Genomic DNA, 16,679 nt, shown 5'->3' with positions numbered 1-16,679 from the left:
GCCCGCGCCGCGACGCCCCGCGGGCCCGCGGCCCCCGCGTCAGAACACGACGACCGAACGCAGCACGTCCCCGGCGTGCATGCGGTCGAAGGCCTGCTCGACCTCGTCCAGGGCGATCCGCTCCGTCACGAACTTGTCCAGGGGCAGGCGCCCTTGCTTGTGCAGATCGATGAGCATCGGGAAGTCGCGGGAGGGCAGACAGTCCCCGTACCAGGACGACTTGAGGGACCCGCCGCGCCCGAAGACGTCCAGCAGCGGGAGATCGAGGCGCATCTCCGGTGTCGGCACCCCGACCAGCACGACGGTGCCCGCCAGGTCCCGCGCGTAGAAGGCCTGTTCGTAGGTCTCGGGACGGCCGACGGCCTCGATGACCACGTCCGCGCCGAAGCCGCCGGTCAGTTCCCTGATCGTCTCGACCACGTCGGCCTTACGTGAGTCGACGGTGTGGGTGGCGCCCATGGACTCGGCCTGCCGGAGCTTGCGTTCGTCGATGTCGACGGCGATCACTCGGGCGGCTCCCGCGAGCCGTGCGCCGACGATGGCGGCGTCGCCCACTCCGCCGCAGCCGATGACCGCGACGGAGTCGCCGCGCCCGACCTGGCCGGTGTTGACGGCGGCACCGATCCCCGCCATCACGCCGCAGCCGAGCAGACCCGCGACAGCGGGGTCGACTTCAGGGTCGACCTTGGTGCACTGGCCCGCGGCCACGAGCGTCTTCTCCGCGAAGGCGCCGATACCGAGCGCCGGGGAGAGCTCCCGCCCGTCGGTCAGGGTCATCGGCTGACGGGCGTTGTGCGTGTCGAAGCAGTACCAGGGGCGTCCGCGGCTGCAGGCGCGGCACTGACCGCACACCGCACGCCAGTTGAGGATCACGAAGTCGCCGGGCTCCACCTCGGTCGTGCCCGGGCCCACGGACTCGACGACTCCCGCGGCCTCGTGGCCGAGGAGGAAGGGGAAGTCGTCGTTGATGCCGCCCTGTTTGTAGTGCAGATCGGTGTGGCAGACGCCGCACGCCTGCACCTTCACCACGGCCTCCCCGGGGCCGGGGTCCGGCACCACGACGGTCTCCACGCGTACCGGTTCGTCCTTGCCCGGCGCGATGACGCCGCGCACCTCCTGTGACATCCGGACCCTCCGTGCTCGTCCCGCGGTCACCCCGTCGTGACCACGGATTGTCGGTTGCGCCCAACTGTGCCGCCCGGGAGGCGAACCGTCGACCACACGACGGGGTGTTGCCCGTGCTGTCGGTGCCCGCGTTCGGCAAAGTTCACGGCAAGGTTCCATCTCCGCGCGTAGAACGATGGCCGGGTCTCTGTTAGCTTCCCCCTGCACCGCGCCGACTTGCATCCCGTCGAACAGCAGGGGCCCCGCCCCGCCCGCACATTTCTTGGAGCCCCCCATGCCCCCCACCGAAGACAGCAGCACACGCCGCCCGTTCACCCTCCTCCGCGGGCGCCGCGCCGCCGCAGCCGCGGCCATCGTCTCCGCCGCCCTCGCCGGCACCGCCCTCTTCGGTGCCGGGCAGGCGACCGCCGAGCGCTCCACGCCGGGCACGGACCGCGAGATCCCCAACATCGACAAGGTCAAGGAGAAGATCGCCGACTACTACGGCGACATCGAGACCCCTGACGGTGAGCACTACGCCTCCCCGAAGAGCGACTACGCCAAGCAGGTCCGCGGCATCGCCGCCGACGCCCAGCGCGACCTGAAGCGCTCCATGGCCAAGGAGAGCGAGAAGTCGCGCCACGACCACAAGCCGGCCGTCGTCTTCGACGTCGACGACACCACGCTGCTCACCTACAACTTCGAGCGGCAGATCGGCTACAACTTCGACCCGAAGCTCCAGGACGAGTACCTGCGCACCACCGACATGGACGCGGTCTTCGGCATGAAGAAGCTGGTCAACTGGGCGCACAAGAGCGGCATCACGGTCTTCTTCCTCACCGGCCGCGCCGAGCACCAGCGCGACTGGAGCGTCCGCAACCTCAAGAACGTCGGCTACAAGGCCCCGGTCGACACCAAGCACTTCTACCTCAAGGACAAGGAGCACCCGCCGCCGTACCTGGAGTGCGGCAGCGACTGCACGACGGTCGAGTACAAGTCCGGTACGCGCAAGCACCTGGAGTCGAAGGGCTACAGGATCCTCGCCAACTTCGGCGACCAGTTCAGCGACCTCAAGGGCGGCCACGCCGAGCGCACGTACAAGCTGCCGAACCCGATGTACTTCCTCCCGTAGAAACGCACACTCGGATTCGCGGGCAAAGCGGGCGAGGATGTAGCTGCCAGGGGGCACACGTGCGGGCGGGAGGAGTCCGCCGCCCCCGGAGGAGGAGCGAAGCATCCATGAGCAGCAGCCCGACGACGGACGGCCCGGCAGCCCCGGGCACCGGACCCGTGACGCTCGAGGACGTGCGCACAGCGGCGGACCGGCTGAAGGGAGCGGCGCACCGCACACCGGTGCTCCGCTCCCGGACCCTGGACCGGATGGTGGGCGCGGAGGTCCACCTCAAGTGCGAGAACTTCCAGAGGATCGGCGCGTTCAAGTTCCGCGGCGCCTACAACGCCGTCTCCCAACTGCCGCCCGAGCAGCTGGCGAACGGCGTCGCGACCTACTCCTCCGGCAATCACGCGCAGGCCGTCGCCCTCGCCGCCCGTGAGCTGGGCAGCAGGGCCGTGATCGTGATGCCCGAGGACACCCCGCCGTCCAAGATGGACGCCACGGCCGACTACGGCGCCGAGATCGTCACCTACGACCGCTACACCGAGAACCGTGAGGACATCGGCGGGCGCGTGGCGCGGGACCGGGGGCTGGCGCTCGTGCCTCCGTACGAGCACCCGCACGTCATCGCGGGTCAGGGCACGGCCGCGCTGGAACTGCTGGAGGAGACAGGGGAGTTGGACGCCCTGCTCGTCCCGGTCGGCGGCGGCGGACTCGCGGCCGGCACGGCGACCGTGGCGGCCGCGCTCCACCCGCGGCTGCGCGTCATCGGCATCGAGCCGGAGGCGGGCGACGACACGCGCCGCTCACTGGCCGCGGGCGGCCGCATCGAGCTGGACGCGGTACCGCGCACCATCGCGGACGGTCAGGCCGCCACGACACCGGGCGAGTTGACCTTCTCCGTCAACCGGCGCCTGCTGGCGGGTGTGGAGCTGGTGAGCGACGAGGAGATCCGCGCGGCGATGCGCTTCGCCTTCGAGAGGCTGAAGATCGTGGTCGAGCCGAGCGGGGCGACGGGGCTGGCGGCACTGATCGCCGGGCGGATCGACCCGGTTCCAGCACGGGTCGGCGTCATCATCTCCGGTGGCAACGTGGGCACGAAGCGCTTCCTGGAGCTGATGCAGGAGGGCCCTGAGGGGACCTGACTGCGCCGGGCCGTCGTGGGCGGCCCCGCGCACATCACTTCGAGGGGACTGCGAACGGCCGGCACCTGGGCAGGAGGTGCCGGCCGTTCCTACTCGGCGAGCCGCCCTGTGCCGCCGAGGATCTTGGACGCGCGATTCCGCTCGTTCCGGTTGTGATCGGTCAGTGGGCTCCGTGGGCCCAGTGGGTCACTGGCAGCCCGCCGCTTGCAGGCGCTGCTGGATGTTGTCGATGACGGCCTGCCGGTTGGCGATCCTCGCCTCCGACTGGGCATCGGGGTTGGCCTTCTGCCCGGCGATGAAGTTCTGGTTGTTCTTCAGCGCCTGCTCCAGGCCCGCACAGTTCTCCGTCGCCGCCTGGCTCGTGCCGACAGCCACCGCGGCGATGCCGACCGCGAGGACGGTTGCACCGAACCCGACAGTGGCCTTGACCGCCAGACTGCTCTTCCGCTTCCGGGACATTGACTGCTCCAGTTCTGAGAGGAACGCCCCACACCGATGCCGAAGGTACGTACAAATTTCGGGCGTTGCAGAGTTGTTATCAGGGATCAGCAAGGAACTTGACGCGGGCGCACGATGTGTACGAGGCGGGTGCGTGTCCACTCCGGCCGCCGACCCGGGAGAGTCCCCGAGCGAGGCGGCGGCACTCCGGCGTTGCTCAGGCCCGGCGCTTCGGCACGGGGACACGCGTCAGGTCCTCCGCCACCGTCAACTCCCCCTCGAAACCCGCCTGTCGGGCCTGCCGGGCGAAGAGGGAGGCGTCCGTGTACCGCTGAGAGAAATGAGTGAGGACGAGGCTGCGCACGCCCGCTTCCGCCGCCGCCCGGCCCGCCTGACCGGCCGTGAGGTGGCCGTACTCCTCGGCGAGCGCCGCGTCCTCGTCCAGGAACGTGGACTCGATGACGAGCAGGTCGCAGTCCTGTGCCAGGGCGAGGACGCCGTCGCACATCCGGGTGTCCATGATGAACGCGAAGCGCTGCCCGGGCCGGGGCTCGCTGACTTCTTCCAGCCGTACGCCGCGCAGTTCGCCCGTGCGCTTCAGGAGGGAGATGTCCGGGCCGCGGATGCCGCGTGACTCCAGCCGCTCGGGGAGCATGCGGCGCGAGTCCGGTTCGGTGAGCCGGTATCCGTACGCGTCGACGGGGTGCGACAGCCGGTGTGCGAAGAGCGTGAAGGGCGGGGGCTCCTCGGATCCCGGGTCAGCCCACGTGCCGGCGCCCAAGGGCCCGGCGGCGGGTGCCGGTGCCGGTGCTGGTGCTGGTGCTGGTGCTGGTGCCGCCAACTCGCCCGTGGCCGCGACGGGTTCCTGCCGCAGCGCCACCGTCTCGCGGTACGCCGTGGCGTACCGCAGCCGCTCGAAGAAGCGCTCGCCGCTCGCCGGATAGTGCGCCGTCACGGTGTGCGGTACCCGGTCCAGGTTGATGCGCTGGATGACGCCCGCCAGCCCCAGGGAATGGTCGCCGTGGAAGTGAGTGACGCAGATCCTGGTCAGGTCGTGGGCCGAGACGCCCGCGCGCAGCATCTGGCGCTGGGTGCCCTCGCCGGGGTCGAAGAGGATGCCGTGGCCGTCCCAGAGCAGCACGTAACCGTTGTGGTTGCGGTGCCGGGTCGGGACCTGGCTGGCGGTGCCCAGCACGACCAGTTCACGCGAGGACATCTCTGAGCGGGCGGCGGGTCAGCCGGGCGGCCAGTTGAAGCCCCGGCCCCCCAGCACATGGGCGTGCGCGTGGAAGACGGTCTGTCCCGCGCCGGAGCCGGTGTTGAAGACGACGCGGTAACCCGTGCCCGGCCCGGCGTCGTCGGCGACGATGTTCTCCTCGGCGGCGACCTCGCCCGCTTCGAGCAGCAGGTCCACGGCGAGCTGCGGCTCGGCCGCGGCGAGGGAGGCCGCGTCGGGGTAGTGCGCCTTGGGGATCACGAGGACATGCGTGGGCGCCTGCGGGTTGATGTCCCGGAACGCGACGGTCGTCTGCGACTCCCGTACCACCGTCGCCGGGACCTCACCGGCGACGATCTTGCAGAACAGGCAGTCGGCCTGCGGTTCTCCAGCCATGCCGGGATGCTACCTGTGCTCGCCGCCGCCGCACCCTCCCGAATCACCACTGCCCGCCGCAGGCCGGGACGGGCCGCCGGTGCCGGGGCGCGCCATCAGTCCCAGCGTCCGGTGCGGCCCAGCAGCAGGGCCGTCGCCGCCGTACCGGCGGTGGAGGTGCGCAGCACGCTCGGGCCGAGCCGGCAGGTACGCGCTCCCGCCTCGGTGAAGGCCGTCAACTCCTGCGGGGACACGCCGCCTTCGGGGCCGACCACCAGCACGATGCCGCCGTCCGAAGGCAGTTCGGCGGTGGCCAGCGGCAGGTCTCCCTCCTCGTGCAGGACGACGCCCAGAGCGGCCTCCCGCAGCAGCTCGCCGACCTGCGACGTCGTGGCGAGTTCCGCGACGTCCGGGAAGCGCAGCCGGCGCGACTGCTTGCCGGCCTCCCGCGCCGTCGAGCGCCATTTCGCAAGCGACTTGAGGCCCCGCTCGCCCTTCCACTGCGTCACGCAGCGGGACGCCGCCCACGGCACGATCGCGTCGGCCCCCGTCTCCGTCATCGTCTCGACGGCGAGCTCGCCGCGGTCGCCTTTGGGGAGCGCCTGTACGACCGTGATGCGGGGGCGCGGCTCGGTCTCCGTGCGTACCGACGTGACGGCCACCTCCAGGCGGTCCTTGCCGGAGACCGCAGTCACCGTGCCGTGGGCGCCGGTGCCCGCGCCGTCCGTGAGCACGATCTCCTCGCCGGGGCGCAGCCGCCGCACCGACACCGCGTGCCGGCCCTCGGGGCCCTCCAGCACGACCGTGCCGCCCTCCCGCCCTGCGGCGTCCGCGAGTTGAGCGGTGTCCGCCAGGAAGACGGGAGCGGTCATACGGGGCCGCCCCCGGCTGCCGTCCCGCCCTGCTTCGCGAGCCTCTCGCGGGCCATCGCCAACTCCGTGACCAGTACGTCCATCAGCTGCTCCGCCGGCAGATCCCGCGCGAGCCGGTGCCCCTGGCCCGCCCAAAGGGCCATGCCCTGCGGGTCCTTCGCCTTGGCCGCGGCCTTGCGCACAGGGGCGGTGAGGTGGTGCACCTGCGGATAGGCGGCGGGAGCGTACGGGCCGTGCTCCCGCAGGAAGCGATTGACCAGGGCACGGCCGGGCCGCCCCGTGAAGGCACGGGTCAACTCGGTGCGTGCGAAGAGGGGGTTGGTCATGGCCTGCTTGTGCACGATGTCCGCGCCCGACTCGGGGCAGACGAGGAATGCCGTGCCGAGCTGGGCGGCGCTCGCGCCCGCCGCCAGCACCGCCGCGATCTGCTTGCCGCGCATCAGCCCGCCCGCGGCGACGACGGGCAGCCGCACGGTCTCCTTGACCTGGGTGATCAGGGAGAGCAGCCCCAGGCCGCTGCCGGTGCCGTCCGCCTGCGGGTCGTCGCGGTGGGTGCTCTGGTGGCCGCCCGCCTCGACGCCCTGTACGCACACCGCGTCCGCACCTTGGAACTCGGCGGTCTCCGCCTCGCCGGCGGAGGTGACGGTGACGACGGTGTACGTCCCGCGCCTGGCGAACCGCTCCAGGACATGCCGGGTCGGGCAGCCGAACGTGAAGGAGACGACGGGGACGGGGTCGTCGAAGAGTATGGCGAGCTTGGCCTCGTAGGCGTCGTCGGTCGTGTGGTCGGTCTCGCCGAGTTCGGTCTCGAACCACATCGCCTCGCCCGCGAGCTGTGCCCGGTAGCGCTCCAGTGCCCCCGCGTCGGCGTTGTCGGGCTGCGGCATGAACAGATTGACGCCGAAGGGGCGTTGGGTCTGCCCGCGCAGCTGCTTGATCTCCTCGTACATCGCCTCGGGCGTCTTGTAGCCGGCGGCGAGGAAGCCCATGCCGCCCGCCTCGCTCACCTTTCCGGCCAGCTCCGGACAGGAGGGCCCGCCCGCCATGGGGGCCTGCACAATCGGATGCTCCGTGAGGTCGGAGAACGGGATCGATGCGGAGGGCATGCGCACATCCTGTCACGGGGCCCGCGGCCGCCCCGGCCCGGACCTGTCCTGCGGTGACGCCACCGGCAGCGAAGGGATCGCCGGTGAGCGAGGGAGCCGAGCCGGATGCCGAGGGACCGGCATACCGGCGGACAAGGCCGGCGTGAAGAACCGGCAGGTCCGGCCGATCCGGCGGGTACTGCGAAGTACGTGGCCCGCTCGGAGCGGGCGTGCGGAGGGGCCTCGGAGCGTAGGTGCGGACGGCCCGCACCGGATCCGCCGGGTCAGCCAGGAACCGCTGCCTCAGCGGCCGTTGAACGCGTCCTTGAGCCGCGAGAACAGCCCCTGCTGCCCGGGCTGGAACTGGCCCGTCGGCCGCTCCTCACCGCGCATCTCCGCCAGCCGCCGCAGCAACTCCTCCTGCTCCGGCTCCAAGTTGGAGGGCGTCGTCACCTCGACGTGGACGATGAGCTGCCCGCGCCCGCCGCCGCGCAGATGCGTGACGCCGCGCTCGTGCAAGGGGATCGACTGCCCGGACTGCGTGCCCGGCCTGATGTCGACCTCCTCCAGGCCGTCCAGCGTCTCCAGCGGCACCTTCGTCCCGAGGGCGGCGGCCGTCATCGGGATGGTGACCGTGCAGTGCAGATCGTCACCGCGGCGCTGGAAGACGGGGTGCGCGGTCTCGTGGATCTCCACGTACAGGTCGCCGGCGGGACCGCCGCCGGGGCCGACCTCACCCTCGCCCGCGAGCTGGATGCGGGTGCCGTTGTCGACACCGGCGGGGATCTTGACCGTCAGGCTGCGGCGCGAGCGGATGCGCCCGTCCCCGGCGCACTCCGGGCAGGGGCTGGGCACGACCGTGCCGAAGCCCTGGCACTGCGGGCAGGGACGCGAAGTCATGACCTGGCCGAGGAAGGACCGGGTGACCTGGGAGACCTCTCCCCTGCCGCGGCACATGTCGCAGGTCTGCGCCGAGGTGCCCGGCGCCGCGCCCTCACCGTTGCAGGTGTTGCAGACGATGGCCGTGTCGACCTGGATGTCCTTCGTCGTGCCGAAGGCGGACTCGTCGAGCTCGATGTCGAGCCGGATCATGGCGTCCTGGCCCCGCCGCGTGCGCGACCTCGGCCCGCGCTGCGAGGCGGTGCCGAAGAAGGCGTCCATGATGTCCGAGAAGTTGCCGAAGCCGCCCGCTCCGCCGAAGCCGCCCGCTCCCCCGGCGGCACCGGCCGCCGGGTCGCCGCCGAGGTCGTAGACCTGCTTCTTCTGCGGGTCGGAGAGGATCTCGTAGGCGGTGTTGATCTCCTTGAACCGCTCCTGCGTCTTCGGGTCCGGATTGACGTCAGGGTGCAGCTCGCGCGCGAGCCTGCGGAAGGCCTTCTTGATGTCGTCCTGCGAGGCGTCGCGCTGCACGCCGAGGACCGCGTAGTAGTCCGTCGCCACTTACGACTCCGCGAGGATCTGTCCGACGTACCGTGCCACTGCGCGTACAGCTCCCATCGTTCCGGGGTAGTCCATGCGGGTCGGTCCGACCACGCCGAGCTTGGCGACTGCTTCGTCGCCCGAACCGTAGCCGACCGAAACCACCGATGTGGAACTCAGTCCTTCGTGGGCATTCTCATGCCCGATTCGTACGGTCATGCCCGGGTCCTTGGCTTCTCCGAGCAGCTTCAGCAGCACGACCTGCTCCTCGAGCGCCTCCAGCACGGGCCGGATGGTCAGCGGGAAGTCGTGGCCGAAGCGTGTGAGGTTGGAGGTGCCGCCGATGATCAGGCGTTCCTCGGTCTCTTCAACGAGTGTCTCCAGCAGGGTGGCCAGCACCGTCGACACCGTGCCGCGGTCGTCACCCTCGAAGGCGTCCGGGAGATCCTGCACCAGGGAGGGCACCTCGGTGAAACGCTGCCCCACCACACGGCTGTTGAGCCGGGCCCGCAGGTCCGCCAGCGCGGAATCGCCGATGGGTGCCTGGCAGTCGATCAGCCGCTGCTCGACGCGGCCGGTGTCGGTGATCAGCACCAGCATCAGCCGGGCGGGCGCGAGGGAGAGCAACTCCACATGCCGCACCGTCGACCGCGTCAGCGACGGGTATTGAACGACGGCGACCTGCCGCGTCAGCTGCGCGAGCAGCCGCACCGTGCGCCCCACCACGTCGTCGAGGTCGACGGCGCCCTCCAGGAAGTTCTGGATGGCGCGGCGCTCGGGAGAGGAGAGCGGCTTCACGCCGGCCAGCTTGTCCACGAAGAGGCGGTAGCCCTTGTCGGTCGGGATGCGCCCGGCGCTGGTGTGCGGCTGCGCGATGTAGCCCTCGTCCTCGAGAACCGCCATGTCGTTGCGCACGGTGGCCGGGGAGACCTGGAGGTTGTGCCGCTCCGTGAGGGCCTTGGAGCCCACGGGCTCCTCGGTACCGACATAGTCCTGGACGATCGCGCGCAGCACTTCGAGCCTGCGTTCACTCAGCATCGCGCACCTCCCGTCCGGCCTTGCCTCTGCCTGCGACATTTCGATCCGGGGCCGCCGGCGCCACTCGCTCCCCCGGCGTCTCTCCGGCGTCCCTGGCACTCTCCTGGACGGAGTGCCAGATCCCCCGGGTAAGTGTACGGCCGGTTGCCTGGGCATGGGCAAGAGCCGTCAGTTCTGACCGTATCGCGGTGGCGCGCCGCGGGGTACGTCCCAGTAGCGTCGTCACATGGCCTGGAACAGGGACAAACACCGCGAAGGACCACCCGGAGAGGGTCTCTGGGAGCAGCTGGCGCCCGGCGTCGCACGGCGCAGGCTGCCCGGCTGGGACGCGACGGTGGGCGCCGTGCGGGGCACGAAGGGAGTGCTCGTCGTCGACACCGGCTCCGGAGTCGCGGAGGGCGCGGAGATCCGCGACGGGCTGCGCGGCGTCTTCGGCCTGCCGGTGACGCACGCCGCGCTCACGCACTCGCACTTCGACCACGTCTTCGGCACGGCGGCGTTCGAGGGCGCCCACGTGTACGGGGCGCAGGGGCTGGGCGAGTATCTCGCGGACGCGCGCGAGGAGTTGCGCCAGGACGCGGTGCGGCACGGCATGGCCCCGGACGCGGCGGCGGAGTCGGCGGCGGGGCTGGTGCCGCCGCAGCACGGCATCTCCGAGCAGCTGACGATGACGCCGGGCGAGCGGGAAGTGCGCCTGGTGAACATGGGCGCGGCACACAGCCAGTTCGACCTGGCGGTGGTCGTGAGCGACCGGGACGGCGGGCCCCGTGTCGTCTTCTGCGGCGACCTCGTCGAGGAGTCCGGTGAACCGCAGGCCGGGCCCGACGCCAGTCCGTCGCGGTGGCCGGAGGCCCTCGGCCGGCTGCTGGCGCTCGGCGGCGAGGACGCGCTGTACGTGCCTGGGCACGGCGCGGTCGTCGGTGCGGACTTCGTACGGGCCCAACGGGAGGCCCTGGCAGACCGTTTCGGGCTGTCATGAACTGACGGCGGTCGTGAAGAATGCAGCCATGCGCAGCCGTTCCTACGATCCCGATCTGACGCCGCCGTGGAAGAAGCAGCGGCCCGTGCCGGAGGTGCCGGCCGACCCCGGCCTGGTGGTGGAGGAGATCACCACCGGCTTCTGCGGCGCCGTGATCCGCACCGAGAAGACCGCCGAGGGCCCCACGGTCACGCTGGAGGACCGGTTCGGCAAGCACCGTGTCTTCCCGATGGCGCCCCGCGGCTTCCTGCTCGAGGGCCGCACCGTCACGCTCGTGCGGCCGGCGCGGTCGCCGGAGTCCGCCCCGGCGGGCGACGCGCAGGGCCCCCGGCGCACTGCGTCCGGATCGCTGTCCGTGCCGGGAGCGCGGGCCCGTGTGGCACGTGCGGGGCGGATCTACGTGGAGGGACGGCACGACGCGGAACTCGTCGAGAAGGTCTGGGGCGACGACCTGCGGATCGAGGGCGTCGTGGTCGAGTACCTGGAGGGTGTCGACGATCTCCCCGCCGTCGTACGGGACTTCGCCCCCGGCCCGGAGGCAAGGCTCGGCGTCCTCGTCGACCACCTGGTGCCGGGCTCGAAGGAGTCCCGCATCGCGGCCGAGGTCACGGACGAGCACGTGCTGGTGGTGGGCCACCCGTACATCGACATCTGGGAGGCGGTGAAGCCGTCCTCCGTGGGCATCGACGCCTGGCCCCGGGTGCCGCACGGGCAGGACTGGAAGAGCGGCGTGTGCGCCGCGCTGGGCTGGCCCGCGAACACCGGCGCGGCCTGGCAGCGGATCCTCGGCCACGTGCACGACTACCGGGACCTGGAGCCCGCCCTGCTGGGGCGCGTGGAGCAGCTCATCGACCATGTGACGGTCGGGTTCTCGTAGCCGGGTCCGCACGGCTGCGGGGAGGAGGGGCGGTACCGGGCGGAGCTCCGACGTCCGCCGCCGTGACGGGCGCCGTGCGGCATCGCGGACAATGGGACGCATGCCCTCCGCACTCCCCGACGGCGAGCCCGTGCCCGAGAGCGGGTCGCTGCCGTCCGACGCCCTGGCGGGCCGCGACTCGCGGCCGCTCGGCTTCTACCTGCACGTGCCGTACTGCGCGACCCGCTGCGGCTACTGCGACTTCAACACCTACACCGCCTCCGAGCTGCGCGACTCCGGCGGAGTACTGGCCTCGCGGGAGAACTACGCGTCCACGCTCGCCGACGAGATCCGGCTCGCCCGCAAGGTCCTCGGCGACGACCCGCGCCGCGTCAGCACCGTCTTCGTCGGAGGAGGCACCCCCACGCTGCTGCCCCCCGAGGACCTCGGCTCGATGCTCGCCACCGTGCGGGACGAGTTCGGGCTCACCGAGGACGCGGAAGTGACCACCGAGGCGAATCCCGAGTCCGTCGGCCCCGCCTCCCTGGAGCGGCTGCGTGAGGCCGGCTTCAACCGGATCTCCTTCGGCATGCAGAGCGCACGCGCCCACGTGCTCGAGGTCCTCGACCGCAGCCACACGCCCGGCAGGCCCGAGGAATGCGTCGCGGAGGCCCGTGCCGCGGGATTCCCGCACGTCAATCTCGACCTGATCTACGGCACGCCCGGGGAGAGCGACGACGACTGGCGGGCCTCCCTGGATTCCGCCCTGTCCGCGGGACCCGACCACGTCTCCGCGTACGCCCTGATCGTCGAGGAGGGCACGCGGCTCGCGCGCCGCATCAGACGCGGCGAGGTGCCGCCGACGGACGACGACGTGCACGCGGACCGCTATCTCATCGCGGAGGAGACGCTCTCCGCCGCCGGCATGAGCTGGTACGAGGTCTCCAACTGGGCCGTGGCGTCGGACCCTTCGGCCCCCTGCCGCCACAACGAGCTGTACTGGACGGGCGGCGACTGGTGGGGTGCCGGGCCCGGTGCGCACTCCCACGTGGGCGGGGTGCGCTGGTGGAACGTGAAGCACCCGGCCGCCTACGCGCGAGCCCTGGCCGAGGGCCGTTCTCCCGGCGCGGGCCGCGAGGTGCTGACGCCCGAGGACAGGCGTGTCGAGCGCATCCTGCTGGAGCTGCGGCTGGCGGCGGGGTGCCCGCTCGGGCTGCTCGCGCCCGCAGGGGCGGAGGCCGCGCGCCGCGCGCTGGACGACGGGCTGCTGGAACCGGGCCCGTACGAGCAGGGGCGGGCGGTGCTGACGCTCCGCGGACGCCTGCTGGCCGACGCGGTGGTACGCGACCTCGTGGACTGACGCGCCCGTCCCCGGTGCAAGCCGGCCGGGCCGTCTACACCTCCGCGACGAGGAACTGTTCGGCCCTGGGCGGGCGCAGGCCGTCGTGACGGTCGGCGAAGTACCGGGCGGCCAGGTCGTCGGGGGTTATGTGCACGACCTTCGTGAACCCCGCCTCGAGGGCTGCCTGCCGCATCTCGTCAGGCGAGTACAGGCTGATGAACGGGGTGCCCGACGCGGCGGCGCCGCGCATCGAGGACTCCTGGACCTGCCGCTGGCCGGGGTCGAGCATGTCGAGCGGCAGCAGGAACGTCGTGGCGAACACGGAGCCGGGCGCGAGGGCGGCCACCTGGCGCAGTGTCGCGGTGTTGGCTTCGTGCGTGACGTACATGCTGACGCCGGTCGACGCTACGACCGCGGGCTTCCGCGGATCGAACGCGGCGGCGGTCAGCCGTTCCCACCACGAGTCGCCGGACTCGAAGTCGACGGGTACCAGGGTCAGCCAGGACGGGACGTCGTAGCCGAGTTCGGCCAGGCGCTGCCGCTTCCAGGACTGCGTGCCCGGCTGGTCGACCTCGAAGACGCCGAGGCGGGAGGCGAGTTCGGGGCGCCGCTGAGCGAAGGTGTCCAGGCCCGCGCCGAGGATGACGTACTGCGCCACGCCGGCGTCGACGCGTTCGGCGACGAGGTCCTCGATGAAGCGGGCGCGGGCGACGATGGACGCTCGTACGCCGCTGACGCCCGGCATGGTCATGTCGCCGCGCTCACGCCAGTCCTGTCCGGGGTCGGCGAGCTTCAGCCCGATCTCGTCGTCGAACACGTGGGGCGGGGCATCGGCCTGGACATGAAGGGCGCGCCACAGGGCGACGCGCACGGCGGTGTGGTCGGGTTCGTGCCGGCCGGTGCGGTGCTGTCCGTCAGCCACGGTGGGGTCCTTCCGTACCGTGGCGGCCGTGCCTGCCGTGGTTGTTGCCGTGGTCGCCGGGGTCGCCGTCCGGGAGCGGGGCTTCGAGAGCGACGATCCGCCCGTCGGGGTCGCGGACCAGCGCCTGCCGCGTACCCCAGTGCGTGGGCGTGAACGGCTGGGCGAACTCCGGTGTGCGGGCGGGCGCGAATGCCTCGGCGTCGGCCACCTTGAGCACGGGGTGGGTGGTGAGCTCGCGTTCGTGCTGTTCGACGATGAACACGTAGGGCCCGCCGCCCGGATGGGACCAGTGTCCGGAGCCGTGGTCGGTCTCCAGCACGCTCTCGAAGCCGAGCGACTTCCAGAACGCGGCGGTCGCACCGTAGTTGCGGGTCTCGACGAGGAACCCCTCGATGCCGTCAGTCATGCCTGCTCTCCTTACCGGCGCGCTGGAGGTACTCGGTCAGGGCCGTCTCGACTATCGCGGAGAGTGACCGCTCCGTGTCGACGGCGTGATGCTTGACCTCACGGATGAGGTCGACGGGCAGGTACACGTTGAACTGCTTCACCTGCTTCTCGGCAGCCATGGTTAGGATGCTAGCAACATAGCCCCAGCGATGCAGGATCCGCGCGGTGATCGGAAACCGGCCTACCAGCAGGGGCCACTCAACCGCACGTGAAGGTCCCGGCCGCCGTCACACAGCCCGCCCCCAGCGCCGCAACCGGGGGCACCCCCGGCGAAGCCGGCCGAGGGCGACCGTCCCGCACGAGGACCGGACAGCACCGGCCGACTGCGCGCGGGAACCGGACATGAAACACCGGGCGAGGGCACTCAGACCGTCGTGCGGTACGACGCTCAGCCGTCCCCGCGCGCCTGGAGCACCAGCAGGGCGAGGTCGTCCGCCGCCGCGCCGTCGCCGAAGGCGTGCACCGCGCGGCGCACCTTCTCCGCCGTCTGCGCGGCGTCGAGGCCGCTGCACTCGGCGAGTACCGCCGCCAGTCCGTCGTCGTCGTCGAACTGCCATTGGCCGGAACGGCGTTCGGTGACTCCGTCCGTGACGCACAGCAGCGTCTCGCCCGGCTCCAGAACGACGCTCTGGCTCTCGTACGAGACGTCCTCCTCGACACCGAGGAGGAGTTGGGGCTCGGCGGCGGGACGCACCTTCCCGGAGACGTCACGCACCAGCGGCAGGGGGTGGCCGGCGCAGACCAGCGTGCACAGGGTCCCGCCGCCCTCGGCTGCGGACCGCGGCGTCAACTCCCCGTAGATCAGGGACAGGAAGCGGGTCTGCTCTCCCACCTCGCGGTTGAGGCGGTCCATGACCTCGGGAACGCCGTAGCCCTCGCGGGCCAGCAGCCGCAGCACGGGACGCGCGAGACCGGTGACGACGGCCGCCTCGGGGCCGTTGCCGCACACGTCGCCGAGCGCGAACCTCCAGCGCCCGTCGGTGCCTTCGAAGAAGTCGTAGAAGTCGCCGCCGGCCCAGGAGCCCTCTCCTGCCGGTTCGTAGACGACGGCGGTCTCCACGCCCGGTACGGCCACGTCGCCGGAGGGCAGCAGCCCGCGCTGGAGGACGCGGCTGATGGTGGCCTGACGCGTGTAGCGGCGTGCCGAGAGCACCGCCTGGGCAACGCGGCGGGCGAAGTCCTCGACGATGCCGACGACTTCGCCGGGGATGCGGTGCAGACCGGCACGCCCGATGACGAGCGTGCCCACGGTCCGTCCGCCGACGACGAGCCTGCAGCCGACCGCGGCGCCGCCGGGCCCGTACGCGGCCTCCTTGCCGGGCCATGTCCACGGGACGGCACGCCCGGAGGGCGCGCGCCCTCCGAGCACGGGCGGCGTCTTCTTCAACTCGCTGCGCAGCTCGTCCATCCGCTCCTCCTGCGTGTGCCACACGCGCGAGAGCCGGAGCGGGTTCGGGGCGTCGGGATCGGTGAGCCAGACGCCGCACCAGTCGGCGAAGCGGGGCACCAGCAACTGGCATGCCAGCGAGGCGACCCGGTCCTCGTCGGTCTGGCCCGCGAGGAGGTCGGATGCCTCCGCGAGGAAGGAGAGGATGCCGTGGTCGATCCAGTCGGGGTCGTGGCGGCGCACGGCCGTGGATCGCTGCGGGGCGGGCGCGAGGCTCCCGGTCAGGCTGCCTGCTGAAGGCTCACCGGACTCGTCCGCGGCCGCGGAAGCCTGTGCCGGAACCGACGGGCCGGACGCCGCCGCGGGACCGCACGGCAGCCGGAACCAGACCGTCTTGCCGTCCCGCCTGTACGTGACGCCCCACTCGCCGGCCAGAGCTGACAGCAGCCGCAGGCCGTGGCCCTGGTGGCCCTCGCGTGTGCCGTCGGCATCCTCGCTCGCGGCCCGGGTCTCCACCGCACGCGTCGGGTGGCTGTCGGCGACCTCGACGGAGAGCGTGCCGCCCTCGTGCCGGCACTCCAGGCGCACCGAGGTGCCCGCGTGCACGACCGCGTTCGTCACCAGCTCGCTGACCAGCAGCGTCACGTCCTCCGCGGTGCCGTCCGGCACTTTCCAGCCGCGCAGCGCGTCACGCACGTAGGCGCGAGCCGCGGCAGGCGCTCGCGCGTTGCCCGCCAACGACGCCCTCACCAGCGCGGATCCTGGCGCCCCGGGTGGCGGGCCGGCGTCGTGCCGTGCCCTCTGCCCCGCCTCGTCCGCTTCCCCCCACCGCGTCAACGACGTCCCCACTGTGTCTGCCCCCACCACTTCTAACGGTTACTCCCCACGGCATTATCGCAAGGGTGACAGACTGAGCTGATCCATATGCGTCGGGTGACGA

The 16,679-nt window shown here is 71.8% G+C and carries 17 protein-coding genes; 5 read left to right on the top strand and 12 right to left on the bottom strand.

The features are described from left to right. Positions 1 to 39: 39 nt before the first annotated feature. Complete coding sequence (locus G4Z16_RS23825) at positions 40 to 1,125, bottom strand: S-(hydroxymethyl)mycothiol dehydrogenase (protein WP_197352710.1); 1,086 nt, start codon at positions 1,123 to 1,125, stop codon at positions 40 to 42. A gap of 274 nt (positions 1,126 to 1,399) precedes the next feature. Between G4Z16_RS23825 and G4Z16_RS23820 the strand changes: the two genes are divergently transcribed. Together G4Z16_RS23820 and G4Z16_RS23815 are read left to right on the top strand one after the other, a co-directional pair. Further along, on the top strand, positions 1,400 to 2,236 hold the full coding sequence (locus tag G4Z16_RS23820) for an HAD family acid phosphatase (protein WP_197352709.1): 837 nt from the start codon (positions 1,400 to 1,402) through the stop codon (positions 2,234 to 2,236). Between the two features lie 107 nt (positions 2,237 to 2,343). Next, the gene (locus G4Z16_RS23815) at positions 2,344 to 3,363 is read left to right on the top strand and encodes a pyridoxal-phosphate dependent enzyme (protein ID WP_197352708.1); all 1,020 of its coding nucleotides are present in this window, start codon (positions 2,344 to 2,346) and stop codon (positions 3,361 to 3,363) included. 186 nt (positions 3,364 to 3,549) lie between these two features. On the opposite strand, the gene G4Z16_RS23810 is transcribed toward G4Z16_RS23815, so the two are convergent. The 7 genes from G4Z16_RS23810 to hrcA form a co-directional block, all read right to left on the bottom strand. Further along, positions 3,550 to 3,822, bottom strand: coding sequence for a hypothetical protein (locus G4Z16_RS23810; RefSeq protein ID WP_197352707.1), 273 nt, complete (start codon positions 3,820 to 3,822; stop codon positions 3,550 to 3,552). A 196-nt stretch (positions 3,823 to 4,018) separates the two neighbouring features. Beyond that, a complete protein-coding gene (locus G4Z16_RS23805) occupies positions 4,019 to 5,017 on the bottom strand; it encodes a ribonuclease Z (RefSeq protein ID WP_197352706.1) in 999 nt (332 codons plus the stop codon). Positions 5,018 to 5,035: 18 nt separating this feature from the next. Then, entirely contained in the window at positions 5,036 to 5,413 is a 378-nt protein-coding gene (locus tag G4Z16_RS23800) for a histidine triad nucleotide-binding protein (RefSeq protein WP_197352705.1), read from the bottom strand. Between the two features lie 95 nt (positions 5,414 to 5,508). Next, positions 5,509 to 6,264 carry a 16S rRNA (uracil(1498)-N(3))-methyltransferase gene (locus tag G4Z16_RS23795; RefSeq protein WP_197352704.1) on the bottom strand — a complete coding sequence of 252 codons (756 nt, stop codon included), beginning with the start codon at positions 6,262 to 6,264 and terminating at the stop codon, positions 5,509 to 5,511. Beyond that, positions 6,261 to 7,370 (bottom strand): nitronate monooxygenase, encoded by a 1,110-nt coding sequence (locus G4Z16_RS23790; RefSeq protein WP_197352703.1) that lies wholly within the window; start codon positions 7,368 to 7,370, stop codon positions 6,261 to 6,263. Before G4Z16_RS23790 ends, G4Z16_RS23795 begins: the two co-directional genes overlap by 4 nt. Positions 7,371 to 7,652: 282 nt before the next feature. Then, positions 7,653 to 8,789, bottom strand: a complete 1,137-nt coding sequence (dnaJ, locus tag G4Z16_RS23785; protein WP_028435077.1) for a molecular chaperone DnaJ — start codon at positions 8,787 to 8,789, stop codon at positions 7,653 to 7,655. Then, positions 8,790 to 9,806 (bottom strand): heat-inducible transcriptional repressor HrcA, encoded by a 1,017-nt coding sequence (hrcA, locus tag G4Z16_RS23780; protein ID WP_197352702.1) that lies wholly within the window; start codon positions 9,804 to 9,806, stop codon positions 8,790 to 8,792. 226 nt (positions 9,807 to 10,032) lie between these two features. Here hrcA and G4Z16_RS23775 point away from each other — a divergent pair, with 226 nt between their 5' ends. The 3 genes from G4Z16_RS23775 to hemW all read left to right on the top strand — a co-directional run bounded on the left by G4Z16_RS23775 (position 10,033) and on the right by hemW (position 13,001). Next, positions 10,033 to 10,785, top strand: coding sequence for an MBL fold metallo-hydrolase (locus tag G4Z16_RS23775; protein WP_197352701.1), 753 nt, complete (start codon positions 10,033 to 10,035; stop codon positions 10,783 to 10,785). Positions 10,786 to 10,813: 28 nt separating this feature from the next. After that, positions 10,814 to 11,662 (top strand): DUF3097 domain-containing protein, encoded by an 849-nt coding sequence (locus G4Z16_RS23770; protein WP_197352700.1) that lies wholly within the window; start codon positions 10,814 to 10,816, stop codon positions 11,660 to 11,662. Positions 11,663 to 11,762: 100 nt separating this feature from the next. Continuing rightward, positions 11,763 to 13,001 carry a radical SAM family heme chaperone HemW gene (hemW, locus tag G4Z16_RS23765; RefSeq protein WP_197352699.1) on the top strand — a complete coding sequence of 413 codons (1,239 nt, stop codon included), beginning with the start codon at positions 11,763 to 11,765 and terminating at the stop codon, positions 12,999 to 13,001. A gap of 34 nt (positions 13,002 to 13,035) precedes the next feature. Here the strand turns inward: hemW and G4Z16_RS23760 are convergent, their stop codons facing one another. The 4 genes from G4Z16_RS23760 to G4Z16_RS23745 all read right to left on the bottom strand — a co-directional run bounded on the left by G4Z16_RS23760 (position 13,036) and on the right by G4Z16_RS23745 (position 16,492). After that, a complete protein-coding gene (locus G4Z16_RS23760) occupies positions 13,036 to 13,905 on the bottom strand; it encodes a class I SAM-dependent methyltransferase (protein ID WP_197352698.1) in 870 nt (289 codons plus the stop codon). Continuing rightward, positions 13,898 to 14,311: a VOC family protein gene (locus G4Z16_RS23755; protein WP_197352697.1), complete on the bottom strand. Its 414-nt coding sequence runs from the start codon at positions 14,309 to 14,311 to the stop codon at positions 13,898 to 13,900. The genes G4Z16_RS23760 and G4Z16_RS23755 overlap by 8 nt, the downstream gene beginning before the upstream one ends. Then, a complete protein-coding gene (locus tag G4Z16_RS23750) occupies positions 14,304 to 14,471 on the bottom strand; it encodes a ribbon-helix-helix protein, CopG family (protein ID WP_197352696.1) in 168 nt (55 codons plus the stop codon). The genes G4Z16_RS23755 and G4Z16_RS23750 overlap by 8 nt, the downstream gene beginning before the upstream one ends. Positions 14,472 to 14,740: 269 nt before the next feature. Next, entirely contained in the window at positions 14,741 to 16,492 is a 1,752-nt protein-coding gene (locus tag G4Z16_RS23745) for an ATP-binding SpoIIE family protein phosphatase (RefSeq protein WP_197354860.1), read from the bottom strand. Between the last annotated feature and the right edge of the window lie 187 nt (positions 16,493 to 16,679).

It is taken from the genome of Streptomyces bathyalis, assembly GCF_015910445.1.
Taxonomy (GTDB): domain Bacteria; phylum Actinomycetota; class Actinomycetes; order Streptomycetales; family Streptomycetaceae; genus Streptomyces; species Streptomyces bathyalis.
The sequence above is the reverse complement of the archived record's forward strand: the minus strand, read 5'-3'. Positions and strand labels throughout refer to the sequence as shown.